21 protein-coding genes and 1 riboswitch are annotated in these 24,388 nt (G+C 69.2%); of the genes, 10 read left to right on the plus strand and 11 right to left on the minus strand.

Annotation, left to right across the window (positions count from 1 at the left end):
* The first annotated feature begins 59 nt into the window (after window positions 1–59).
* The 3 genes from ACFXHE_RS33270 to ACFXHE_RS33280 are packed head-to-tail and all read left to right on the plus strand — an operon-like array spanning window position 60 to window position 4,797.
* Complete coding sequence (locus ACFXHE_RS33270) at window positions 60–1,391, plus strand: hypothetical protein (RefSeq protein WP_379388633.1); 1,332 nt, start codon at window positions 60–62, stop codon at window positions 1,389–1,391.
* The gene (locus ACFXHE_RS33275) at window positions 1,388–2,374 is read left to right on the plus strand and encodes a glutamate ABC transporter substrate-binding protein (RefSeq protein WP_379388635.1); all 987 of its coding nucleotides are present in this window, start codon (window positions 1,388–1,390) and stop codon (window positions 2,372–2,374) included. Before ACFXHE_RS33270 ends, ACFXHE_RS33275 begins: the two co-directional genes overlap by 4 nt.
* A 53-nt stretch (window positions 2,375–2,427) precedes the next feature.
* Window positions 2,428–4,797, plus strand: coding sequence for a serine/threonine-protein kinase PknG (locus ACFXHE_RS33280; protein ID WP_379388709.1), 2,370 nt, complete (start codon window positions 2,428–2,430; stop codon window positions 4,795–4,797).
* A 209-nt stretch (window positions 4,798–5,006) separates the two neighbouring features.
* Here ACFXHE_RS33280 and ACFXHE_RS33285 read toward each other — a convergent pair whose 3' ends face one another.
* The 3 genes from ACFXHE_RS33285 to fgd form a co-directional block, all read right to left on the minus strand.
* Window positions 5,007–6,203, minus strand: a complete 1,197-nt coding sequence (locus tag ACFXHE_RS33285; RefSeq protein WP_379388636.1) for an acetate kinase — start codon at window positions 6,201–6,203, stop codon at window positions 5,007–5,009.
* Window positions 6,203–8,281: a phosphate acetyltransferase gene (gene pta / locus ACFXHE_RS33290; RefSeq protein ID WP_379388637.1), complete on the minus strand. Its 2,079-nt coding sequence runs from the start codon at window positions 8,279–8,281 to the stop codon at window positions 6,203–6,205. The genes ACFXHE_RS33285 and pta overlap by 1 nt, the downstream gene beginning before the upstream one ends.
* Before the next feature lie 123 nt (window positions 8,282–8,404).
* A complete protein-coding gene (fgd, locus tag ACFXHE_RS33295) occupies window positions 8,405–9,412 on the minus strand; it encodes a glucose-6-phosphate dehydrogenase (coenzyme-F420) (RefSeq protein ID WP_379388639.1) in 1,008 nt (335 codons plus the stop codon).
* Between the two features lie 298 nt (window positions 9,413–9,710).
* Here fgd and ACFXHE_RS33300 point away from each other — a divergent pair, with 298 nt between their 5' ends.
* Complete coding sequence (locus tag ACFXHE_RS33300; RefSeq protein ID WP_379388710.1) at window positions 9,711–10,469, plus strand: HAD-IIA family hydrolase; 759 nt, start codon at window positions 9,711–9,713, stop codon at window positions 10,467–10,469.
* Here ACFXHE_RS33300 and ACFXHE_RS33305 read toward each other — a convergent pair whose 3' ends face one another.
* The 5 genes from ACFXHE_RS33305 to ACFXHE_RS33325 form a co-directional block, all read right to left on the minus strand.
* The gene (locus tag ACFXHE_RS33305; protein ID WP_379388641.1) at window positions 10,470–10,931 is read right to left on the minus strand and encodes a MarR family winged helix-turn-helix transcriptional regulator; all 462 of its coding nucleotides are present in this window, start codon (window positions 10,929–10,931) and stop codon (window positions 10,470–10,472) included.
* Window positions 10,928–11,569: a type 1 glutamine amidotransferase family protein gene (locus ACFXHE_RS33310; RefSeq protein WP_379388643.1), complete on the minus strand. Its 642-nt coding sequence runs from the start codon at window positions 11,567–11,569 to the stop codon at window positions 10,928–10,930. Before ACFXHE_RS33310 ends, ACFXHE_RS33305 begins: the two co-directional genes overlap by 4 nt.
* A 156-nt stretch (window positions 11,570–11,725) precedes the next feature.
* Window positions 11,726–12,940: an O-succinylhomoserine sulfhydrylase gene (locus tag ACFXHE_RS33315; RefSeq protein ID WP_379388644.1), complete on the minus strand. Its 1,215-nt coding sequence runs from the start codon at window positions 12,938–12,940 to the stop codon at window positions 11,726–11,728.
* Window positions 12,941–12,974: 34 nt separating this feature from the next.
* The gene (locus tag ACFXHE_RS33320) at window positions 12,975–13,397 is read right to left on the minus strand and encodes a rhodanese-like domain-containing protein (protein ID WP_357004953.1); all 423 of its coding nucleotides are present in this window, start codon (window positions 13,395–13,397) and stop codon (window positions 12,975–12,977) included.
* A 14-nt stretch (window positions 13,398–13,411) separates the two neighbouring features.
* Window positions 13,412–13,527, minus strand: a riboswitch (SAM riboswitch).
* Window positions 13,528–13,589: 62 nt separating this feature from the next.
* Window positions 13,590–14,036 carry a hypothetical protein gene (locus ACFXHE_RS33325; protein ID WP_379388645.1) on the minus strand — a complete coding sequence of 149 codons (447 nt, stop codon included), beginning with the start codon at window positions 14,034–14,036 and terminating at the stop codon, window positions 13,590–13,592.
* 287 nt (window positions 14,037–14,323) lie between these two features.
* Here ACFXHE_RS33325 and ACFXHE_RS33330 point away from each other — a divergent pair, with 287 nt between their 5' ends.
* The 3 genes from ACFXHE_RS33330 to ACFXHE_RS33340 all read left to right on the plus strand — a co-directional run bounded on the left by ACFXHE_RS33330 (window position 14,324) and on the right by ACFXHE_RS33340 (window position 17,885).
* Window positions 14,324–15,715 (plus strand): FAD-dependent oxidoreductase, encoded by a 1,392-nt coding sequence (locus tag ACFXHE_RS33330; RefSeq protein ID WP_379388646.1) that lies wholly within the window; start codon window positions 14,324–14,326, stop codon window positions 15,713–15,715.
* Window positions 15,716–15,806: 91 nt separating this feature from the next.
* A complete protein-coding gene (locus ACFXHE_RS33335) occupies window positions 15,807–16,679 on the plus strand; it encodes an amidohydrolase family protein (protein WP_379388647.1) in 873 nt (290 codons plus the stop codon).
* A 108-nt stretch (window positions 16,680–16,787) separates the two neighbouring features.
* Window positions 16,788–17,885, plus strand: coding sequence for a CaiB/BaiF CoA transferase family protein (locus ACFXHE_RS33340; RefSeq protein ID WP_379388648.1), 1,098 nt, complete (start codon window positions 16,788–16,790; stop codon window positions 17,883–17,885).
* A gap of 81 nt (window positions 17,886–17,966) precedes the next feature.
* On the opposite strand, the gene ACFXHE_RS33345 is transcribed toward ACFXHE_RS33340, so the two are convergent.
* On the minus strand, window positions 17,967–18,503 hold the full coding sequence (locus ACFXHE_RS33345; RefSeq protein ID WP_364619874.1) for a YceI family protein: 537 nt from the start codon (window positions 18,501–18,503) through the stop codon (window positions 17,967–17,969).
* Between the two features lie 102 nt (window positions 18,504–18,605).
* Here ACFXHE_RS33345 and ACFXHE_RS33350 point away from each other — a divergent pair, with 102 nt between their 5' ends.
* The 3 genes from ACFXHE_RS33350 (at window position 18,606) to ACFXHE_RS33360 (ending at window position 23,357) form a co-directional block, all read left to right on the plus strand.
* Complete coding sequence (locus ACFXHE_RS33350) at window positions 18,606–19,427, plus strand: helix-turn-helix domain-containing protein (protein ID WP_379388650.1); 822 nt, start codon at window positions 18,606–18,608, stop codon at window positions 19,425–19,427.
* A gap of 65 nt (window positions 19,428–19,492) precedes the next feature.
* Window positions 19,493–22,114: a LuxR C-terminal-related transcriptional regulator gene (locus ACFXHE_RS33355; RefSeq protein ID WP_379388652.1), complete on the plus strand. Its 2,622-nt coding sequence runs from the start codon at window positions 19,493–19,495 to the stop codon at window positions 22,112–22,114.
* A 244-nt stretch (window positions 22,115–22,358) separates the two neighbouring features.
* A complete protein-coding gene (locus ACFXHE_RS33360) occupies window positions 22,359–23,357 on the plus strand; it encodes a hypothetical protein (RefSeq protein ID WP_379388654.1) in 999 nt (332 codons plus the stop codon).
* 70 nt (window positions 23,358–23,427) lie between these two features.
* On the opposite strand, the gene ACFXHE_RS33365 is transcribed toward ACFXHE_RS33360, so the two are convergent.
* Together ACFXHE_RS33365 and ACFXHE_RS33370 are read right to left on the minus strand one after the other, a co-directional pair.
* On the minus strand, window positions 23,428–23,988 hold the full coding sequence (locus tag ACFXHE_RS33365) for a methylated-DNA--[protein]-cysteine S-methyltransferase (protein WP_379388656.1): 561 nt from the start codon (window positions 23,986–23,988) through the stop codon (window positions 23,428–23,430).
* A 52-nt stretch (window positions 23,989–24,040) separates the two neighbouring features.
* Window positions 24,041–24,343 (minus strand): hypothetical protein, encoded by a 303-nt coding sequence (locus tag ACFXHE_RS33370; RefSeq protein ID WP_379388658.1) that lies wholly within the window; start codon window positions 24,341–24,343, stop codon window positions 24,041–24,043.
* Between the last annotated feature and the right edge of the window lie 45 nt (window positions 24,344–24,388).

A 24,388-nucleotide genomic window follows, 5' to 3' on the forward strand; every position in this document is an offset into this window, starting at 1 on the left:
AATAAGCTCATCCGGCAGCAACAAGTCGGTCGTTCGATATCGGTCAGTAGGAGGTGAGGATGGCTCGCACTGAGGAATTGCGGCTCGCGGAGCTGTCCCCGCGCACCGCCGCGGCGGCCTGGCGCGAACGCTTCGCGACCACCGAACTGCGCAGTTTCGCCCAGTCCTCCCCGGCCAAACTGATCGCCATCGGGCTGGTTCTGCTGAGCCTGTGCGTGGCGGCCGGCCTCGTGACCGACACCGCGGTGACCAACCGGCAACACGCCCTGGACGTCCTGCTGGATCAGTCGGAGCCCGATGCCTATTCGGCGCAACGGCTCTACACCTCGCTGTCGGTGGCCGACGCCTCGGCCGGTGCCGCCTTCATTTCCGGTGGGCTGGAACCGAAGCCGGTGCGTGACCGGTACAACCAGGCGGTCGGCGAGGCCGCGGCCGAACTGGTGACCCAGTCCAATCGCAGTGACGGGAACACGGATACGCAGCTGCGCAGCGGCATCGCCACCGGACTGCCGGTGTACACCGGCGTCATCGAGACCGCGCGGGCCAACAACCGCGCCGGGGAGCCGGTGGGCGCGGCCTATCTGAGCGAGGCGTCCAACCTGATGCAGGGGACACTGCTGCCGATGGCGCAGGAACTGCAGGAGCACCGGTCCGCCGCCATCACCGCCACCCAGCACACCCACGTGCGCCCGCCCTGGCCCGCCATCCTGCTGCCGCTGCTGGTGGTGACGGCGCTGATCGCGGCGCAGCTGTTCCTGTACCGACGCTGGCACCGGGTACTCAATCTCGGGCTGCTGCTGGCCACCGGGACCATGGTGGTGCTGCTGGCCTGGACGGTGATCGCGGGCATCATCTCCGCGGTGGACACCACCCACGCCCGCGACCAGGGCAGCACTCCCACCACCGCGCTCACCCAGAGCCGCATCCTGGCCCAGCAGGCCCGCACCGCGGAGACCCTCAAGCTGGTGCGCCGCGACACCAGCGCGGACTACGACAAGGCCTACGACCAGGCCATCGACAAACTGCGAAACATCCTGTCCGGCTATCGAACCGACGCGCCCGGCGCGAGCGACGTGCACACCGCGGCGGCCGCCCTGGACCGCTGGCGAGCCGCGCACCAGCGCATGAACGACGCGCTGTCCAAGGGCGACTTCATCGGCGCGGCCGCGGTCGCCACCGGGCCGGGCGCCAACGAGGCCGCCGCCCAGACCGACGCGCTGGACCGCGCGCTCGGCGACGGCATCGCCGACACCCGGAACATGCTGCGCACCGACACCTCGCACGCCGCCCGCACGCTGGACCTGCTCGGCCCCGGGGCGCTGGTGCTGAGCACCGCCGCCGCCGTGCTGATCGCGGCCGGGCTCTGGCCCCGACTGCGGGAGTACCGATGACCCGAAGACTCGTCCGCTCCCTGATTCTCGCGGTCCTGGCCGCGGCCGTGGCCTGCACGGCAGCCTGCGGGGACAGCAGTTCCCCGCCGCCCGTGCCCTCGACCCGGGTGCCCAGCTATGTCGAGCCGCCGCTGCCGTCGGGAGCCGTTGCGGCACAGACCCAGACCGCGCCGCCGCCGGAGGTGGCCGACTGCGGTGACCCGACCGCGAGCCTGCGGCCCAATGGCACCAGGAGCGGGCCGGACATCGACGCCATCCGGGCGCGGGGCCGGCTGCTGGTGGGCCTGGACCCGGGCAGCAATCTGTTCAGCTTCCGGGATCCGGCCAGCGGTACGCTCGCCGGATTCGATGTGGACATCGCCCGCGAGCTGGCCCGGGACCTGCTGGGCGATCCGGCGGCGCTGGAGTTCCGGATCCTCGGCTCCGCCGACCGCGAGCGGGCGCTGCAGGAGCACACCGTGGACGTCGTGGTGAAGACCATGACCATCAATTGTCAACGGCGGCAGACGGTTACCTTCTCCACCTCGTATCTGCAGGCGCATCAGCGCGTGCTGGCCTTCCGCAACTCCGGCATCAACGGGCTGACCGATCTGGCGGGCAAACGGCTGTGCCTGGTCAACGGCACCACCTCCCTGGACCTGATCCGGCGCTCGCAGCCCGCCGCGTCCATCCTGACCGTGCCCACCTGGGCCGACTGCCTGGTGGTGCTGCAGCAGCGGCAGGTGGACGCGGTCAGCACCGACGACACCGTGCTGGCCGGGCTGGCCGAGCAGGATCCGGCCATCGAGGTGGTCGGCCCCAACCTGAGCACCGAGCAGTACGGGATCGGCATCTCCAAGGGCGCGGACGATCTGGTCCGCTTCGTCAACGGCACCCTGGAACGCATTCGCGCGGACGGGACGTGGAACCGGCTCTACCGCCGCTGGCTGGTGACCGAGCTCGGCGACGCCGCCATTCCGCCGCCCCCGATGTATCAGGACTGACGATGACCACACCGGAGCAGCCCGAGGGGACGCAGGCGGTCGCGCGCACCGAGATGACCGTGGGGCCGTACTGGCCCGCCCGGACCGAGCTGACCACGCGGCACGCACCGGCCGGCGACGACGACGCGGGCACCCGGCCCGCCCAGCGCACCGAGCCGACGCCGCGCGCGGAATCCCCCGGCACGGAGCCGACCGCCGTGGAACCGGAAACCCCTGTGCCGCCGAGTGTTTCGAGCGACGAGGGCGAGACGCGCACCCCGACCCGGCCCTCCCAGCGCACCGCCCGCATGACCCGCCCGCGCCCCGCGATGCGGCGGCTCGGGGCCGGACTGGTGCCGATCCCGGCGGTGGAGCCGGTGGATCCGGAAGCCGCCGTGCTCGACGATCCGGTGGTGGCCGAGGGGCGGCGGTTCTGCTGGCGGTGCGGCAAGCCGGTCGGGCGGGCCACCCCGACCCGGGTGTCCACCACCGCGGGCACCTGCCAGACCTGCGGCGCGCCTTACGATTTCCGGCCCTCGCTGTATCCCGGCGACCGGGTGGCGGGCCAGTACGAGATCCAGGGCTGTATCGCGCACGGCGGACTGGGCTGGATCTACCTGGCCATCGACCGCAATGTGAGCGACCGCTGGGTGGTGCTCAAGGGCCTGTTGCACGCCGGTGACGCCGAGGCGCAGGCGGTCGCGCTGTCGGAACGGCAGTTCCTGGCCGAGGTCGTACACCCGAGCATCGTGAAGATCCACAACTTCGTGGAGCACCCGGGGCCGGACGGGACGCCGATCGGCTACATCGTCATGGAGTACGTGGGCGGGCATTCGCTGCGCGATCTGCTCGATCACCATGCGCCCGACCGCATGCCGGTCGCGGAGGCCATCGCCTACCTGCTGGAAATCCTTCCGGCCCTGGACTATCTGCATTCGGTGGGGCTGGCCTACAACGACCTCAAGCCCGACAACATCATGATCACCACCGACCGGGTGGAGCTCATCGACATGGGCGCGGTCACCCAGTTCGAGGCGTACGGAAACCTGTACGGCACCAGGGGATTCCAGGCGCCCGAGATCGCGCACACCGGGCCGACGGTGGCCTCCGACATCTACACCGTGGGCCGCGCGCTGGCCGTGCTCACCCTGCACCTGCCGATGGAACGCGGCGCCTACGGCGACGGCATCCCGGATCCGAAGGAGCAGGCGGTGCTGGCCCGGCACCCGTTCCTGTACCGGCTGCTGCTGCGCGCCACCCACCCGGACCCGGAGCGCCGTTTCCCCTCCGCGCGCCTGCTCGCCACCCAGCTCACCGGCGTGCTGCGGGAGATCCTGGCCGTCGAGACCGGCAATGAGCATCCGCAGCTGTCCACCCTGTTCAGCCCGCCGCGCACCAGTTTCGGCACCGGCGAGCTCATCGCGCAGACCGACGGCATCATCGACGGCGTCCCCCGCGACACCCTGCTGCAGCCCGGCGATGTGGTGGCGGCGCTGCCGGTGCCCATCATCGATCCGGGCGACCCGTCCGCGCCGCTGCTGGCCGGGGCCGCGCATCCCGAACCCCGGCACTCCCTCGACGAACTGCGGCACGCCCGCCAGCGCGCGTCGGCCGAACCCGGCGGCGCGCCCGAGACTTTCGAACTGGAGGTGACGCTGGCCGAGGCCCGCGCCCACCTGGACCTCGACGAGCCCGCGGCCGCCCGCATGCTGCTGGCCCGGCTCACCGAGGAGCCGCTGCCGCCGGCCCCGGACTGGCGCATCGACTGGTACCTGGGCCTGACCGAGCTGCTGGAACTGGAGTACGAGCGCGCTTTCGCCCGCTTCGACGCCGTGCTGGAGGCGCTGCCCGGCGAGATCGCGCCCAAGCTGGCGCTGGCCGCCACCGCGGAACTCATTCTCCAGCACTGGGATTCGCCCGATCCCGAGGAATGGCGGTCCTACGCCGAGAACTACTACGCCACCGTGTGGCGTACCGATCGGGGCGTGGTGAGCGCGGCCTTCGGCCTGGCCCGCCAGCTGGCCGCGGCCGGGAACATCACCGCCGCCGTGCACGCGCTGGATCAGGTGCCGCCCGCCTCACGGCATTACGCGGAGGCCCGGATGACGGCCATTCTCATGCTGCTGACCTGCGCGTCCGCCGCGGAACTGGACGAGTCGACACTGCGGGTGGCGGCGGCGCGGGTGCAGGATCTGCCGCCCGGCGAGGGACGCGCGGCCCAGCTGCGGATTCTCACCCTGGGGGTCGCGCTGGGCTGGGTGCAGGCCGGGAAGCAGCCGAAATCGGTTGGCTCCAAGCTGTTCGGGTCACCGTTCACCGAACGGGATCTCCGGCGCGGCATCGAGGCCGGCCTGCGCGGCCTGGCCCGCTCCGCGCCCGAACGCACCCACCGGTACGCGCTGGTGGATCTGGCCAACGCGGTGCGCGCCAAATCCTGGTTCTGAAAAACCGGAAGAGTCCCGTGTCGCCCGCGGCGGTCACAGAGGCAGTCTGCGAACCACGGGGCCGGCGAGGGAATTTCGGCCCCTACCACGGTTGTGCGTGGTGCGACACGGGTTCCGGTGGACCGGGCGAACCGGATCCGGTGACCACCATGCCAGGCCCATCATGATGTTTTCGTGAAGTCCGAATCGCTCTGCGGGTGCCGTGGCGCTCAGCCGACCAGATCGGCGGCGGCGCGGGCGATGGCGAGTTCCTCGTTGGTCGGGACCACCAGCACCGACACGTCCGAGTCGTCGGTCGAGATGCGCCGGGCCGTACGGTCTTTCGCGGTGTTCCGGTCGGCGTCGATGCGAATCCCGTACCGCTCCAGTCCCGCCAGCGACTCGGCGCGCACCTTGGCGTCGTTCTCGCCGACACCGGCGGTGAAGGTGATGGCGTCCACCTTCCCCAATTCGATCAGGTAGGCGCCGATGTAGCGGCGCAGCCGGTGGATGTAGACGTCGAACGCCAATTTCGCGGTCGGATGGCCGGTTTCGATGAGGCGGCCGAGCTCCCGGAAGTCATTGACACCGGAGATGCCCTTGATCCCGGAGTTCCGGTTGAGCAGGGCGTCCACATCGTTCACATCCATGTCCGCCGTGCGGATGAGGTGGAAGATGATCCCCGGATCCAGATCCCCGGACCGGGTTCCCATGACCAGGCCCTCCAGCGGGGTCAGGCCCATGGAGGTGTCCACCGCCTGCCCGGCGCGAATGGCCGAGGCCGACGCGCCGTTGCCGAGGTGCAGCACGATCTGGTCGAGCTCGGTTCTGTCCTTCCCGAGGAAGGCCGCGACCTGACCGGACACGTAATCGTGCGAGGTGCCGTGGAAACCGTACTTGCGAACACCGTGCGCCGCCGCGATTTCCGCGTCGATGGCGTAGGTCTTCGCCGCGGCGGGCAGATTGTGGAAGAAGGCGGTGTCGAACACCGCGACCTGCGGCACATCCGGCAGCAGCGCGCGCGCCGATTCGATGCCGATGACATTGGGCGGATTGTGCAGCGGCGCAAGGGAGGACAGGTCGACGATGGCCTGCACCACCGCGTCGGTGATGAGCGTCGGCTCGTAGAAGACCTCACCGCCGTGCACCACCCGGTGCCCGACCGCGGCCAGATCCGCGTGCGCCAGATCCTGGCCGCTCGCGCTGAACAGATCGAACACCACCCGCAGGCCCTGCGCATGATCGGCGATGGGCCCCTGATACTCGAAAGTCTTCTCGCCCGAGGTGTGTTCGACGGTCACCGCATCCGGCTCGACCGCCTCGCCGATGCGCTGCACCACGCCCTGCGCGCACACGTCGGCGGTCGCCGGATCGAGCAGCTGATATTTGATGGACGAGGATCCGGAATTGATCACCAGAGCCTTCATCACGCCTCCTGCTGAGCCTGAATCGCGGTGATCGCGACGGTGTTCACGATGTCCGCGACCAGCGCGCCCCGCGACAGATCATTGACCGGCTTGCGCAAACCCTGCAGCACCGGGCCGATGGCGACGGCCCCGGCGCTGCGCTGCACCGCCTTGTAGGTGTTGTTGCCGGTATTGAGGTCCGGGAAGATGAAGACCGTCGCCTGGCCCGCCACTTCGGAATTCGGCAGCTTGGTCTTGGCCACCGTGGGCTCGATCGCGGCGTCGTATTGAATCGGCCCCTCCACCAGCAGTTCCGGCGCCCGCTCGTGCACGAGCTTGGTGCCGGCGCGCACCTTGTCGACGTCGGCGCCGGACCCCGACTCGCCCGTGGAATAGGAGAGCATGGCCACGCGCGGATCGATGCCGAACTGGACGGCGGTGCGGGCGGAGGAGATGGCGATATCGGCCAGCTGGTCGGAGGTCGGGTCCGGCACCACGGCGCAGTCGCCGTACACCAGCACCCGGTCGGCCAGGCACATGAGGAAGACGCTGGACACCGTGGACACGCCCGGCTCGGTCTTGATGATCTCGAAGGACGGGCGGATGGTGTGCGCGGTGGTGTGCGCCGCGCCCGACACCATGCCGTCGGCGACCCCCATGTGCACCATCATGGTGCCGAAATACGAGATGTCGCTCATGAATTCGCGGGCGCGGTCCACCGTCATGCCCTTGTGGGCACGCAGGCGGGCGTACTCCTCGGCGAATTCGTCGCGCAGCGGGCAGGTCTTGGGATCGAGCACCTCGGCGGCCTCGATGTCCACGCCGAGCTCGGCGGCGCGGCCGCGCACCGACGCCTCGTCGCCGAGGATGGTGAGGTCGGCGATCTTGCGCTGCAGCACCCGCCCGGCCGCGCGCAGAATGCGGTCGTCGTCGCCCTCGGGCAGCACAATGCGCTTGCGGTCGTTGCGGGCGCGGTCGATGAGCTGGTACTCGAACATCTGCGGGGTGACGATGTTCGGGATGGGAATCTCGATCTGCCGCAGCAGTTCCCGCGGATCGACCCGCTGCTCCATGAGGGCCAGCGCGGTGTCCACCTTGCGGATGCTGGACAGCGAGACGCGGCCGCGGGTGAGCGCGGTGGCCTTGGCGGTCTCGAAGGTGCCGAGGTCGGTGGCGAGGATGGGCAGCTTGGGTTTGAGGCCCGCCATCAGTCGCGCGATGGACGGCTCGGGCAGCATGCCGCCGTTCATGATGATGCCGGCCAGCGACGGAAAGCCCTCCGCCTCATGGGCGTTCACCAGCGCGAGCAGCACGTCGGAGCGGTCCCCGGGGGTGATGACGGCGACGCCGTCGGCGAGGCGTTCCAGAATGTGCTCGGCGGTCATGCCGCCGACGATCACCTCGAGCGCCTCGCGCTGCATGAGTTCCGGGTCGCCGCTGTAGAGTTCGCCGCCGATCGCCTCGCGCAGCTCCTCCATGGTGGGCGCCTGCAGCAGCGGTACCTCGGGCAGCGCCCAGGACGGCACGGTGCAGGCCTGCTTCAGGGCGGCGGCATCGGCTTCCAGCTGCCCGGGCTCGCACCGGTTGGCGATCACGGCCACCAGCTTGGCGTGCTCGGCCGCCAGCTCGGCGCGGCACAGCTCCACCAGCTGGCCCAATTCCTCAGGGGTACGGCCCATTCCGCGCACCACCAGCAGCACGGGCGCGCCGAGGTTCACCGCGATGCGGGCGTTGTAGCGCAGTTCGCTGGGGCTGGCGACATCGGTGTAGTCCGAGCCGACGATGAGCACGGCGTCGCACTGCTTGGCGACCGCGTGGTACCGCATGACGATCTCGCTGATCGCCGCGTCCGGATCCTCGTGCACCTGTTCGTAGGTGACGCCGATGGCCTGGTCGTAGTCGACATCGGCGGTGGAGTGCTCGAGCAGCAGCTCGAGAATGTAGTCGCGCCCGATCGCGGACCTGGTGATCGGCCGGAACACGCCCACTCGCGGCGTGGTCGCCGCGAGGGCCTGCAGGACACCGAGCGCCACCGTCGACTTGCCGGTGTCGCCCTCGGGGGACGCGATGTACACACTGGAAACCGGTGTGGCAGCCATGGGCGAAAGCCTACCGACCGTTATGGGCTGATTTCCGCGCCCACCCGGTTACCCGGCCGCGGATATTCGGGGACGGACTGCCGCGAGGGTCGCCCGTCCCCGTATGCCACTGCGTGAACCGACTCAGAGGGCGCGCAGGCGGGGCGCCAGATCGCGCTGGAACAGATCCAGGAACCGGCGCTGATCATGACCGGGCGCGTGGAAGACCAGGTGGTTCAGGCCCGCGTCCAGGTACGGCTTGATCTGCTCGACCGCCTGGTCCGGATCACTGGCCACGATCCAGCGCTTGGCGATCTGCTCGATCGGCAGCGCGTCGGCGGCCGCCTCCATCTCGATGGGATCGGTGATGGAGTGCTTCTGCTCCGCGGTCAGCGAGAGCGGGGCCCAGAAGCGGGTGTTCTCCAGTGCCAGAACGGGATCGGTGTCGTAGGAGATCTTGATCTCGATCATGCGGTCGATGTCGTCGACGGAGCGGCCGGCCTTGGCGGCGCCCTCCGCGACGGCGGGCATCAGCTTCTCGGTGTAGAGATCCATGCCCTTGCCGGAGGTGCAGATGAAACCGTCACCGGCGCGGCCGGCATAGCGGGCCACCAGCGGGCCGCCCGCGGCGATGTAGACCGGGATGCCGCCCTTGGGCACGTCGTAGATCGAGGCGCCGACGGTCTTGTAGTACTGGCCGTCGAAGTCGACCCGCTCGCCCGTCCACAGCGCGCGCATCAGGTCCACCGACTCGCGCAGCCGCGCGAAACGCTCCTTGAACTCCGGCCATTCGCCCTGGAATCCGGTGGCGATCTCGTTCAGCGCCTCACCCGAGCCGACGCCGAGCATGATGCGATCCGGGTACAGGCAGCCCATGGTGGCGAACGCCTGCGCGATGACCGCGGGGTTGTACCGGAAGGTCGGGGTCAGCACCGAGGTGCCGAGCTGAATGCGCTTGGTGCGCTCGCCCACCGCGGCCAGGAAGGCCAGCGAGAACGGGGCGTGCCCGCCATTGTGCCGCCACGGCTGGAAATGGTCGGAGACGGTGGCGCTGTCGAGGCCGTGCGCCTCCGCCTCCACCGCGAGCTCCACCAGTTCGCGCGGGCCGAACTGTTCCGCGGACGCCTTGTAACCGAGCTTGAGGTCTTTCACCTGGGCACTCCTGTCGCCATGCTGCGCTCGAGCTGTGCGGGCCAACCTCCCGCACGACCGCCGCGACACCGGGCATCGCGAACGGTCCTACTTCGCACGATAGGTCAGCGGTGAAACGCGGTGCGGCAGGGGTCACACCCAAGGGATCGAACCCCGGGCGGACGGACGGTATTCCGGGGATGAAACCGGTCGGACGGTCTGCAAGAGCAGGAATATATGAGCGTCCGGTCCCGGGATAGCGGAGAATGTGCGCGTGACCTACTCGAGCGCTGAACCGATCCTCTCCTATCTGACCGACATGGACGGCGTCCTCGTGCACGAGAATCACATGGTGCCCGGGGCCGATCAGTTCCTCGCCGAACTGCGCGACAACGACATTCCGTTCCTCGTTCTCACCAACAATTCGATCTACACCGCGCGCGACCTGCAGGCCCGGCTCAGGCACACCGGCCTCGACATTCCGGTCGAGTCCATCTGGACCTCCGCCCTCGCCACCGCGACCTTCCTCAACGACCAGCGCCCAGGCGGCACCGCCTACGTGGTCGGCGAATCCGGCCTCACGACCGCTCTGCACGAAATCGGTTACGTTCTCACCGATTCCGACCCGGACTACGTGGTGCTCGGTGAAACCCGCACCTACTCTTTCGAAGCCATCACCACCGCCATCCGGCTGATCTCCGCGGGCGCGCGCTTCATCGCCACCAACCCGGACGCCACCGGCCCGTCCCGCGAAGGCATCCTTCCGGCCACCGGCTCCGTCGCCGCCCTCATCACCGAGGCCACCGGCCGCAAGCCCTACTACGTCGGTAAACCCAACCCACTGATGATGCGATCGGCGTTGCGCCGCATCGGTGCCCACTCCCAGTCCACCGTCATGATCGGCGACCGGATGGACACGGACGTCATCGCGGGCCTGGAGGCGGGCATGCGGACCATCCTGGTCACCACCGGCATCTCCACCCCGGCCCTGGTCGAGCAGTTCCCGTACCGCCCGACCACCATCCTGCCGTCGGTGGCCGCCCTGGTCGGCAAGACCAAGGACCCGTTCGCGCTGTAGTCAGGCCATGCCCGTCACGTCACCCTCGAGCGCGTCGAGGGCAGCCGACAGGGTCGTCAGCGCGTCCACGATGTGGGCGAGCTGCTCGATACCCAGCTGCGCCACCAGCCGTTTCGCCATGGCCGCGTGCTGCGGGTCGATCCGCCGCACCGCGTCGTGACCCGCCTCGGTGATGGCCACCAGCTTCGCGCGCCGATGCGCCGGATTGGGGCGGTATTCCACGAATCCCTTGTCCGCCAGCACATCCGCGATGCGCTGCACGCTCTGGCGGGTGATACCCATTGCGCGGGCGATACCGGCCACCGGGAGCGGTTCGTGCAGAATCGCGCCGAGCACCTGCCACCACGCGACCGTGATCCCGGACGGCTTGGCCAATTCCTCTGCGATCGAGAGGAATTGGCCGTTCAGCTTGAACGACGTGACGGCCGCGGCCCCGAACAGCTGCTGCGCGGTGCGGGTCACCGCGCGGCCGCCGCGCGCTGCTGCTCGTACTCGAACAACGCGTAGAAGCCCGCGGGATCATTGTTTCCGTACAGCCGGTACCAGGACTCCAGCACGTGCGGCTCGTAGATACCCAGGCGCGCGAAGATCTCGCGGGCGAAATCGACCGGTCGGGTGCCGGTCGCGGTGATCAGGTCACCGTCGGTGACCGCGGTCGCCTGAACATAGTGCTCGCCACCCGAATATCCGCTGTAGGCAAGATATCCCGCGTCATTGCTGGTATGCCGCCGACCGTCCAGCAGGCCCTCCTGCGCCAGCCCGAAGGTCGCGCCGCAGATCGCCGCCACCGGCACCCCGGCCGCCAGAAACTCCCGGGCCTTGCGCGCGAAGGCGGCCGGCGTCTCGGGATGCTGCTCGGTTTCGAGTCCCGGCAGGATCAGCATGGCGCTGTCGGCGGGCTTCAGCTCATCGAGAACCAGATCGGGCAGGACCCGCATGCCGCCCATCGAGGTGATCGGCTCGGCGCCGAGGGCGACCGTCTTCACCTGCCAGGTTCCCGGCTCGCGGTGCCAGAGTTCGCGATTGATGTGCGCGGTCGCATGCCCGACCTCCCAGTCCGAGAAGGTGTCGTACACGGCCATGTGGACTGTTTTCATCATGACAGCATGCTGTCATTTTTGACAGCATGCTGTCAAACAATGCTCGACGACTCCAGGGGCCGCTTCCGAACCCCCGTCGGCCCCCGTGCACGAAAAGGGCCGGAACCCAGTGGGTTCCGGCCCTTCGAATACTCGGCGGTTCGAATACTCGGCGGATCAGCTCAGTGCCCGGTCCAGGTCATTGAGCAGGTCCTCCACATCCTCGAGCCCGATGGAGATGCGGAGCACGCCATCGGTAATCCCCACGGCCGCACGACCTTCCGGGCCCATCGCCCGGTGGGTGGTGGTGGCCGGATGCGTGATCAGCGTCTTCGCATCGCCGAGGTTGTTGGAGATGTCGACGATGCGCAGGCGGTTGAGCACCTCGAAAGCGCGCTTCTTGGCCTCGTTCTCCGACGCCTTCAGCTCGAAGGTGATCACCGTGCCGCCGCCGGACATCTGACGCTTGGCCAGCTCGTACTGCGGGTGCGAGGACAGGAACGGATACTTCACCCACGCCACGGCGGGATGGGTCTCCAGGAACCCGGCGATCTTCAGCGCGGAGTCCACCGACTGGCGCAGGCGCAGCGGCATGGTCTCCAGACCCTTGAGCAGGGTCCACGCATTGAAGGGGCTCAGCGCCGGACCGGTGTGGCGCATCAGGCTCTTCACCGGGCCGTCGATGTAGTCCTGCGGTCCGAGGATCGCGCCGCCGAGGACGCGGCCCTGCCCGTCGATGTGCTTGGTGCCCGAGTACACGGTGATGTCGGCACCCAGGTCGAAGCCGCGCTGCAGCAGCGGGGTGGCGAAGACGTTGTCCAGCACCACCTTCGCGCCCGCCGCGTGCGCGAGATCGGAGACCGCGCGGACATCGGTGAGGGTCTGCATGGGGTTGGAAGGGGTCTCGAAGAAGACGGCCTGGGTCGGCACCGACAGCGCCTGCTCCCACTGGTCCAGATCCTCGCCGTCGACGAAGACGGTCTCCACGCCCCAGCGCGGCAGGATCTCGTTGGCCACCACGAAGCAGGAGCCGAACAGGCTGCGCGCCGCCACCAGCCGGTCACCCGCGGCGAGCAGCGCGCCCAGCGCGGTGAACACCGCCGACATGCCGGAGGCCGTCGCGAAACAGGCCTCCGCGCCGTCGATCAGGCGCAGCCGCTCCTCGAACATGGCGACCGTCGGGTTGCCGTAGCGGGAGTAGACGAAGTGCTCGATATCGCCGGTGAAGGACGCCTCGGCCGCCTCGGCGCTCTCGTAGACGAAACCCGAATTGAGGAACAGCGCCTCGGAGGTCTCGTCGAAGCCCGAGCGCCGGGTGCCGCCGCGCACGGCCTGCGTGGCGGGGCCGACGCCCTCGGGGAGCGGTTTGTCGAAGGAACCACCGGTGATCATGACTGCCTCCCTGCGATCCGTCCGGACACGAAACTCATGACTGACGCCAGGGCAGGCCGTCGGCCCGCCAGCCCGTGCCGCCGCGATGCCCCTGACCGTCGAGCGCACCCTCGAAGCCGTCGACCACATTGAAGGACGGGGCGATGCCGAGGGTGGTGGCGGCGGTCGCCGCGCCGATGGAGCGCTGGCCGGAGCGGCAGATGAAGATGACCGGCGCGGCCGAGTCCTGGCCGCGATCGCCGAGCGCCTGCTTCAGCTGATCGGTGAAACGGGTATTGGGCGTGCCGGAGACGTCCACCCACTCGATCAGCGCGGTCGGCCGGCCGATGCCGCTGGTGTCGGGCACCCCGACGAACCGCCACTCGGCTTCGGTGCGCACATCCACCAGCACCGCATCGGGGTTGTCGCGCAACAGTTCCCACGCCTGCTTCGGCGTGATGTCACCCGCGTAGCTCACTTGTACCTCCTGTGAATCCGCACTTGCCGCACCGCTGTCCGATGCGTGGCCAGGTCGTCACCCGGAGCACCCCACCGCGGAGGAGGGTTGCCGACCAGCCAGCCGGGGCTTGACGCTGGTACTCATGACCTGGGTTGAGATTGCCGAAAAAACGGCCCCACTGTCAAACCCCGGCCGCGACTTCGGCCGTTGTCAGGAATTGCAGACCAACCAGCGGGAATTCTCCCGGGTGAAGTGCCAGGTCGAGGTGGTTTGGGCGCCGGAGACCGTGAAAGTGACCTGCGCCGTGGCCTTCTCGCCGTCGACGGCCGGGTCGGCCAGCTTGTCGAACGTGATGGTCCCCCCGGTCGCGGCCGCGACCTCGAGCGGCGAGGCGTTCTCGTCGAATCCCTTGCAGGACAGGGTCGGATCGTACTTGCCGGTCTCGCTACGGGACTTGATGAAGTTGCCTGCGGCCACCGCGAGCCGATCGGAATCTGTGACATTCTTCTCAACCGGCGAGACCAGCGTCGCGATCACGATGCCCAGGATCACGACCGCGATGACGCTCGCCGCCACCAGGAACGGCCACATGCTGCGGGCCTCGTTCTGATCGATCGGAACCGATGTCTCCCCGGCTGTCTCCTCGGCGTCGCTCATGGGTAGATCATGCCTGGTCGCCGCCGTCCGCCCGGCACGGCATTGCCACGGTTCGGGCCTCGGCATTCCCACAGTTCACGGCCCTGCGCGTGAAGGGCCCCGTGCGCCATCGATAGAATCAGCAGAATTTCCGCCCCAGGCGCGGGAATAGCAAGACTACGCAGCAACGCTGCAGCGTCGGGGGCCAACGGCGGTCACCGAAGCCAGGACGTCAACTTAGCCTAAGCTAAGAACGACGGCTGAGTTTTGACGACAAGTTAGTTTCGACCCAAAGGGTGCGCGGAAGAATGACCGAACAGAGTGCAGCGACCCGCCCGCTACGCATTGCGATCGTGGGCGCAGGCCCGGCCGGTATTTACGCCGCCGATGCCTTGATGAAGTCCGATGCCGAGGTGAGCATCGACCTCTACGAGCGCATGCCCGCGCCCTTCGGCCTCATCCGCTACGGCGTCGCGCCCGACCACCCGCGCATCAAGGGCATCATCACCGCCCTGCACAAGGTCCTCGACAAACCGCAGGTCCGACTGCTCGGCAATATCGACTACGGCGTCGACATCAACCTCGAGGACCTGCGGCAGTTCTACGACGCGGTCATCTTCTCCACCGGCGCCAACGCCGACCGCGCCCTCGAGGTGCCGGGGATCGACCTCGACGGCTCCTACGGCGCCGCCGACTTCGTGTCCTGGTACGACGGCCACCCGGACGTGCCGCGTACCTGGCCGCTGGACGCGGAGAAGGTCGCCGTCCTCGGTGTCGGCAACGTCGCCCTCGACGTGGCCCGCGTGCTCGCCAAGACCGGCGACGAACTGCTGCCCACCGAGATCCCGCCGAACGTCTACGAGGGCCTGCAGGACAACAAGGCCCTCGAGGTCCACGTCTTCGGCCGCCGCGGACCCGCCCAGGCCAAGTTCACCCCGCTCGAACTGCGCGAACTCGACCACTCCCCGACCATCGAGGTCATCGTCGACCCCGAGGACATCGACTACGACGAGGGCTCCGAGGCCGCGCGCCGCCACTCCAAGCAGGTCGACATGATCTGCAATACGTTGGAGCAGTGGGCCATCCGCGATGTCGGCGACCGCCCGCACAAGCTGTTCCTGCACTTCTTCGAGAACCCGTCGGAGATCCTCGGCGCGGACGGCAAGGTCGTGGGCCTGCGCACCGAGCGCACCCAGCTCGACGGCACCGGAAACTGCAAGGGCACCGGCGAATTCAAGGACTGGGACATCCAGGCCGTGTACCGCGCGGTCGGCTACCTGTCGCAGAACATCCCGCTGCTGCCCTTCGACGACCAGGCCGGCACCGTGCCCAACGAGGCCGGGCGCGTGCTCGTCGACGAGGACGCCGACGGTGCGGCTCGCTACATGCCCGCTACCTACGTGACCGGCTGGATCAAGCGCGGCCCGGTCGGCCTCATCGGCCACACCAAGGGCGACGCCAACGAGACCATCGCCTGCCTGCTCGACGACGCCGCGAACTTCACCCCGGCCGCGCGGCCGGAGCTGGAGGCGGTCACCGAATTCCTCGAGCACAAGGGCATCCCGTTCACCACCTGGGCCGGCTGGTACCGCCTCGACGCGCACGAGCGCGCCCTGGGCGAGCCGCAGGGCCGCGAGCGGGTCAAGGTCGTCGAGCGCGACGAGATGCTCGCCGCCTCCGAACCCGGCAAGGTTTCCTGACCAGCTCCGGGCAAGGTGTCCTGACCAGCGCCAATCCGGCTGCCGGACAAGGTTGTCCACACATGTCACCGTTCTGAGGCATGCTGATCACGTGTTCGATGCCCATCTCCACATCTTCGATCCGCGGTTCCCGCTGGTCGAGAACGAGGGCTACCTGCCCGACCCGTACACCATCGCCGCTTATCGCAAGCGCATGTCCCGCTTCGATATCGACGGTGGCGCCCTGGTCAGCGGGTCGTTCCAGGGCACCGATCAGAGCTATCTGCTGGCCGCCCTCGCCGAACTCGGCGAGGGCTGGGTCGGTGTCACCAATCTGCACGTGGACGCCACCGACGCCGAGATCCTCGAGCTGAACCGGGCCGGGGTGCGGGCCATCCGGTTCAACCTCAAGCGCGCGGGCGGCGACATCGTCGGGCTCACCATGCTGGCGCTGCGGGCCTACGAACTGGCCGGCTGGCATGTGGAGCTCTACATCGACGGGTCCATGCTGGGCTCGCTGGAACCGGTCATCACCAAACTGCCCAAGCTGTCGATCGACCATCTGGGCATGTCCGACGACTGCCTGCCCTACCTGCTCAACCTGGTCGACCGCGGGGCCAAGGTGAAGGCCTCCGGCTTCGGGCGGGTGGCGATGAATGTGGGCTCGGCCCTGCGCAAGATCCACACCGTCAACCCCGAGGCCCTGATGTTCGGCACCGACCTGCCCGGCACCCGGGCCGGACGGCCGTTCCGCGACGCCGATATCTCGCTGCTCGCCGACGCCGTGGGCTCCGATCTGCACCGGGTGCTCGAGGACAATGCCCGCGCGTTCTACGGGCTGCCCGCCAAGGAACGCCTGTTCGAGGACCCGAACCCGACCATGCGCCTGGCCGCGGGCGAAGCGCCCACCCTGCGGCTGCCGCGCTCGGAGCTCCCCGGACCCCCGCCCCCGCCCACCCTGCCGCTGCCGATCATCGATCGCTAGCGCAACGGGCCACCCCCTGAGGGCCGCGGAGACGTCGCGTTATTGTCATACCGTCAACACCGGTGTGTGAGCCGGTGCGCAGGATTCGACGACGAACCGAGGTAGGGCGTGAGCACTCCATCCACCGCCAAGCAGGGCCCGCTCGCGGGCATCCGGGTTGTTGAACTGGCCGGCATCGGCCCCGGTCCGCACGCGGCACTGCTGCTCGCCGACCTCGGCGCCGACGTGGTGCGGGTGCAGCGTCCCGGCATGCTGCCCGGCTTCATGGAGCGTCCGCAGTGGCGCGGCCGCACCATCGTCGAGGCGAACCTGAAGGATCCCGCCGACATCGAGCAGGTGCTCGGGCTCATCGAGAAGGCCGACGTGCTGCTCGAGGGCTTCCGGCCCGGCGTCACCGAGCGCATGGGGCTGGGCCCCGACACGGCGCTGGAACGCAATCCGCGCCTGATCTACGGCCGCATGACCGGCTGGGGCCAGTACGGCCCGATGGCCGACCGCGCCGGACACGACATCAACTACATCTCGCTCACCGGTGTGCTGAACGCCATCGGCCGCAAGGGCGAACGCCCCGTGCCGCCGCTGAACATGGTCGGCGACTTCGGCGGCGGTTCCATGTTCCTGGTCTTCGGCATCCTGGCCGCGCTGGTGGAACGCCAGAACTCCGGCAAGGGCCAGGTCATCGACGCCGCCATGATCGACGGCGCACTCGCGCTCTCACACATGATCTGGGGCATGAAGGGCGTCGGCCTGTGGTCCGACGAGCGCGGCACCAACCTGCTCGACACCGGCATGGCCTTCTACGACACCTACGAGACCTCCGACGGCAAGTACATGGCCGTGGGCTGCATCGAGCCCCAGTTCTACGCGGAACTGCTGCAGGGCCTGGAGATCTCGCCCGAGGGCCTGCCCAACCAGCTCGACCCCAACGGCCAGGACCAACTGCGCAAGCTGTTCACCGAGAAGTTCAAGACCAAGACCCGCGACGAGTGGTGGGCGATCTTCGAGCACACCGACGCCTGCACCACCCCGGTCCTGACTTTCACCGAGGCCGAACAGAATCCGCACATCCAGGCCCGCACCGGGCTGATCGACATCGACGGCGTCGTGCAGCACGCCCCGGCCCCGCGCTTCTCGCGCACGCCGGCGGGCATCCCGACCCCGCCGCCGAACGAGGGCACCCCGATCGAAACGGTCTGGGCGGACTGACCTTCCGCGCACGGCCGAACGCCCCCTATGGAATTCCACAGGGGGCGTTGACTTTTCCGATGCGGCGGGTGGCTCCCGGACTTACGGGGCGACGAGCTGGATGTCGAGCTCGATGGCGATCTTGTCGCTCAGCATGGCGTTGGGCATGCCCGGGGCGACGTCGAACTCGCTGCGCTTGATGGTGCCGGAGGCGGTGAAGCCGGCGTGCTCCTTGTTGTCCTGCGGGAAGACCTGCACGCCGCCCCACTCGACCTCGAGGGTGACGGGCTTGGTGATGCCGCCGATGGTGGCCTCACCGGTGACCTCGAACTCCTCGCTCAGGGCGACGGGCTCGGGGACGCGGAAGGTCAGGTGCGGGCGGTTGGCGACATCGAGGATGTCGGCGCTGCGGACGTGGCCGTCGCGCATCTCGTTGCCGGTGTCGAAGGAGTCGAAGTAGATGGTGGCCTCGATGGCGGCCTCGCCGGCCTCGTTGACCACGAAACCGGTCTCGAAGCGGTTGAAGCGGCCGCGGACCTTGGAGATGCCCAGGTGCTTCACGGTGAAGTTGACCGAGGAGTGGGCGGCGTCCAGGGTCCAGGAGCCGGGGGCGAGGGTGGTCTGCTCGGAAGTCGTCATGTCAACCACTCTAAGTGGACTCCGGTCCGCTTATCCACACCGTGGTTATCCGGGGACTGCCAGGGCGCGGATAACGGAACCAGGACCAGGCAGTATGGATGGGTGTCCCGTTCCGAATTCGCCGAGTTCCTGATCGCCCGCCGCGCACAACTGCAGCCCGAGGACGTCGGACTGCCCGCCGGGCGGCGACGGCGCACACCCGGCCTGCGCCGCGAGGAGGTGGCCGCGCTCGCCGGTGTCAGCGCAGACTACCTGGCCCGCCTGGAACAGGGACGCGACACCAACCCCTCCACCGCCGTGCTGGCCGCCCTCGCGGAAGCCTTGCGGCTCAACGAGATCGAGAAACACCACTTCGGCAAGCTGGCCCTCGGGCTGGAACAGAAGGCTTCCTGCCCCGCCTCCGGGCAGGCCCGGGAACAGGTCTCCGAGACCATTCAGGCGGTCATCGACGCCCTGCAGCCGACGCCCGCGCTGGTGCTCGGGCGCTGGCTGAACCTGCTCGCCGGAAACCCCTCCTTCCGCGCCTTCGCCGAACCCCTCGGCATGTTCGACGCAGAGGCGCACGGCAACTTCGCCATCTACGTCTTCGCTCATCCGGCCGCCCGGCAGACCTTCCTGAACTGGTCCGACGCCGCCGATATGGCCGCCTCGTCCCTGCGCGCCGCCGCCACCCGGTTCCCCGACGACCCGTCGGTCGAGGCCGTCGTCACCGCCCTGAACCGCTACCCGGAGTTCGAGCGACGCTGGCGCGAGCACCGGCTCACCGATTTCCGATCCCTCGTGCTGAAGATCCAGCACCCGGCCCGGGGGGCGGTCGAGGTGGAGGTCGAGACCCTGGATCCGGCCGCCGACCAGACCGTCATGGTCTGGCTGGTCGACCGCCGCCAGGCCCGCACACCCGGATTACGGCTGGTCAACGAATAAAAGCCGCAGGTTCCGGGCGTTTCGTTCCCGCTGCCGGGGCGGGTCGGGCCATCTACAGTTGAGCCATGGCTCGGAATTGGCCGATGGTCGAACGGGTGAAAGAGCTCGAATCGATCAGGTCGGCACTCACCGGCGACGAGTTCGTCGGGGCGGTGCTCACCGGTGACGCGGGGGTCGGCAAGACCACGCTGGCGCGGCAGGCCACCGCCGCCGTCGGCGGCAATATCCGCTGGGTCGCGGGCACCGAATCCGCCCGCAGCATTCCGCTCGGGGTGTTCGCGCACATGGTGGGGGTGTACACCGCCCACGATCCGGTGACCTTCATGGCGGCCGCGCGCGAGGCGCTGCTCGCCGACGGGCACACCATCATCGGCGTCGACGACGCCCATCTGCTCGACCAGCTCTCGGCCACCCTGCTGCTGCAGCTGGCCCTCGACAAGGCCGCCCACATCGTGTGCACGGTACGCAGCGGGGTGCAGGTGCCCGACGCGGTGACCTCGCTGTGGAAGGACGGGCACCTGCTGCGCATCGACCTGAAGCCGTTCACCCAGCGCCAGAGCGTGGAACTGGTGGAATCCATGCTGGGCGGGCAGCTGGAGGGCTTCACCGCCAATCTGATGTGGGAATCCTCCGGCGGCAATGCGCTTTTCCTGCGGCACCTGGTCGAGGGCGCGCTGGAGGCCGGGACGCTGCGGCAGGTCAGCGGGGTGTGGCAACTGCGCGGGCGCGCGGCCGTCACCTCGGAATTGGCTGCGCTGCTGGAGGATCGGGTCGAGCAGCTGCCCGAGTCGGTGCTGCGGGTGCTGGAACTGCTCACCTTCTGCGAGCCCATCGACCTGGACGTGCTCTCCGAACTCGCGGGCGAGGAGGCGGTGGAATCCGCCGAATCACGCGGTCTCATCAGGATTGTCGAGAACAGCCATCAGCTGCTGGTGCGCTACAACCATCCGCTGTTCGGTGAGGTGATCCGGCGGCGGCTGGGTATCGCGTCGGCGCGGCGGCTGCGCGGGCGGCTCTACTCCTCGCTCCGGGACCGGCCCATCAAGTCCGCGTCCGAGCGCATCCGATTGGCCGAATTGGCCTTGGACAGCGACAAATCCGCGGATCTCGAGCTGTTCCAGGCGGCGGCCGCGGATGCCATCGCGCTGGCGAATCTGCCTCTGGGCGAACGGTTCGCGCGCGCGGCGGTGGAACGCCAGGGCGGAGTGGAGGCCGCTGACCTGCTGGCCCGCGCGCTGCTGTGGCAGGGGCATCGCATAGAGGCCGAGCGCACACTGGCCGGATTCGATCCGGACGAGATGAACGAGGTGCAGCTGGCGCGCTGGGGCAGCACCCGGGTGTCGAACCTGCTGTGGTCCATGGGCGACGCGGATCGCGCCGATACCGTGCTGGAATCGGTGCGACACCGGGTCACACATCCGAAAATTATTGCGACACTGGATGGTCTGGCCTCCGCGTGCGCGGTCAACGAGAACCGGATCGACGACGCGTTCGCCCTCGCCGAGCCGGTCATGTCCGCCCCGGACGCGCCACCGTGGGCGGTGTACTGGGCTGCCTTCGGTGGCGGACTCGCCCTCGCGCTCATGGGACGCGGTGAAGCCGCCCGGCAGTACGCGGCCCGCTCGCACGCCGTGGAGTCGCATATCGACGGATTGAACCGATTCATCTCCACGCACGCGGAAGTGCTGGCCCTGACCTTCATCGGCGAGTTGGAAGCCGCACGCCGATGCGCCAATACGCCCTACCCGTTCTCCTCCCCCGGCCAATATCTGGCCTGGGGCATGGCCAAGATCCTGCAGGGCACCGTGGACGTGGCGCAGGGCCAGTTCCCGCAGGGCATCGACAATCTCGAGCAGGCGCTCGCGGCGCTCACCACCGAGGGCGCGGCGTCCTGGATGTTCCCCGCCCAACTGCGGCTGGCGGAGGCGTACTCGGCGCTCGGGCGGCCCACCGAAGCGGCGGAAGCCATTGCGGCGGCGACCCTGAGAGGGGGGCGTCACAGTGCCGTCTATGAACCGCTGCTCGAACTCGTGCGGGCCATGCAGACGGCCGCCGAGGGCACCGCGACGCCGGCCGTACGGCTCGCGCTGGGGGCGGCGGATCTGGCCGGACGCACCCACCAGCACGCCATCGAGGCCATGGCGCTGCACGCCGCCGCCCGCTTCGGCGATCAGTCGGTCGCCGGGCGGTTGGCGGATCTCGCGGCCCGCATCGACGGGCGGCTGGTGCAGGTGCAGGCGCGGCACGCGGTGGCGGTCGCGGCCCACGACGGACCCGGATTGGACACCGCCGCAGCGGAATTCGAGGCAATCGGGGCGCTGCTCTCCGCAGCGGACGCGGCCGCGCAGGCCGCCTCCGCGCACGAGCGGGCGGGTGACCGCCGGCGACTGCTGGAATCCGCGGCAACCGCCAATCGGCTGGCGGCCGCCTGCGGTGGCGCGTCGACCCCGGCGCTGCGGCAGTCCGCGCAGCCGCTGCCGCTGACCGCGCGCGAACGGGAGATCGCGAATCTGGTGGCCGCCGGGCTGTCCAACCGGCAGATCGCGGACCGACTGACCGTCTCGGTGCGGACGGTGGAGGGGCACCTGTACCGGGCGTGCATCAAGCTCGACGTCACCGATCGGGAGGCGCTGGCGGAATTGATGCGCGGAGGGACGCCTTCGGGCAAATCAGCAAAGCTGACCTGATCCGGATCGAGAAATGAATACCGGCGTGCCCCCCACGCCGTCCCCATGCCGCCGGCGTCCTGCCGCTGGAACTTCGCACCCCCAATTCGAGGCGCTGATCTGCGTCGATGTGGATAGGGCCGATGCACGGGCAAGCCGAGCCAAGGGTTCCCGCGAATAACCGGTAGTCATGGCCGGTCTCGGGACCGGCGCACGAAATATGTTGGAAGGCAGGTGTTTCGGCGTGGTCGGTCGGGATCGTGAAGTGAAGGGTACCGTGGCTCGGCGGGCGATCGTCGTGGGCGTCGTTCCGCTGGCGTTGACAGTGGCCTGCGCGAATACGAGTGACCACTTGGCCAAGTCGGCGCAGGGCAGCTCGACCCTGGCCGCCGTGCAGCCGAGTGGCACCCGCGCCCCGGCCAATACCGGTGCCCCGGAAGCGAATCCACAGCCCGGTGCGGCGGCCCGGGACGCCGCCGGCACGTCGAGCTCCGTCCAGTCCGCCCCGCGCCCCGGCGCCGCCCAGCCGGGCGTGGCCCTCCCGGCTCATGACCAGGAACGCCCCGGCCCGCGTCCGAGCCTCGTGCAGCCCGGCGTCACGGTGCCGAATCGCCCACTGCCGCAACCACAGTCTCCGTCGCAGGCCGACTACCCGATCCCCGCGAACTTCCGCCCCATCCCGAATCACGAAGCGGCACCGGCGGTCGACTTCCAAACCCTGCACGCCCCGACGGCGGTGGCCCCGGTCCTCCCGATCGCCCCGCCCCCGCGCACCGTCCGCATCGGCGAGTTCACCGCCCCCGCCCCGGAGCAGCTGCCCGACACCATCCTCGACACCGTCAACGGCGCAGCCGCCGATACCGAAGCGGGTCTGGCCACCGGCCTGAACTCCATCGGAGTCAACCCGAGCCGCTCCGACAAGATCGCCGCGGGCACCCTCGGCGGTGCGGCGATCGGCGCGGGCGCCGGTGCCGTCGGTGCTGGCGTTCCGGCGGCGTTGCTCGGTGGGGCGGTCGGCGGCACGATCGGCGCGGGCGTCGGCGCTGCGGTCGGATTCGGGCTCGGTTCGGCCGGTGCCGTCGTGGCGCCGGGGACCGCGCCGATCGACATCCCGGGCGGTACGGCCGGTGGGGCACTGATCGGGGCGGGCATGGGCGCTGTCGCTGGAGCCGCGGCCGCGGGCATCCCCGCCGCACTCGTCGGGGGAGCCGTGGTCGGAGCGGGAGGCGCGGCGCTGGGCGGCTTCCTGGGCGGCGCGCTCTAACGCACACCGTCCGGCGATACGGGGCATCCGCACCAGGCCTTCGGTGCGGATGCCTTTCATACGGCGGTGGTCAGAACAGGGTGGGTTCGCCGAAGCCGGGAGTGCGTTCGATCTCCAGCAGGCGCTGTTTGGTGGTGAGGCCGCCGGGGGCGGAGAAGCCGTGCAGGGCGTGGTCGGCGGCCAGTACCCGGTGGCACGGGATGATCAGGGGGATCGGGTTGCGGCCCAGGGATTGTCCGACGGCCTGGGCGCCGCCGGGGGCGCCGATGCGGTTCGCGACCGCGCCGTAGTTGAGGGTGTGGCCCGGGTCGATGGCGCGGGTCACCTCGTAGACGGCACGGTCGAACTCGTTGAAAGCGGTGGTGTCCAGGGGGATCCAGCGGAGGTCGTCCAGGTCGCCGGTGAGGTGGGCGCGGATGCGGTCGATGGCCGTGGCCAGCTCCGCGGTGGGCTCGGCCTCGTGGATGTCGGCCAGGCGGTGGCGGCGGAGGATGTGGGTGCGGGTGGCCGCGGGGTCGCGGTCGGGAAGGGCGAAGCGCAGGACACCGGTGGCGCTCCAGGCGATGGCGCACACGCCGATCGCGGTATCGAAGAGCGCCGCCGACGCCAGGGGTCGGGCCGGGGCGGACATGAGGCCAGTGTGCACGGTGGCACCGACAAGAATCTGATTCAAGTCCAGTTGGCTAGAACTGGACTGATTCTCCCCGGCAGGGGATGGTGGACAGGGCGGCCACGGCCGGAGCGCTGCGACGGAATCGCCGCGCGGGAGCCGGCGGGCAGGCATCCGGGCGGAGCGACGCGATGGCCGCGAGGTCCGAATACTGCCGGGACGCTTCATATTCGACGACCGACCAGTCCGACATGGGAGCATGCGGGCGATACCGCTCCAGCAGCTCACCCCAGCGCTCACCGGGCTTGGGCGCGTACCGGTACACGAGACCGGCGAAAGCGGCGACGATCAGAATGGAGACCAGCAGAGCGACCATGAGCCCATAGTGGCCCGGGCCCGGACTTGAAGAAAATATCCAGTA

This window comes from Nocardia sp. NPDC059229 (assembly GCF_042754165.1).
Taxonomy (GTDB): Bacteria; Actinomycetota; Actinomycetes; order Mycobacteriales; family Mycobacteriaceae; genus Nocardia.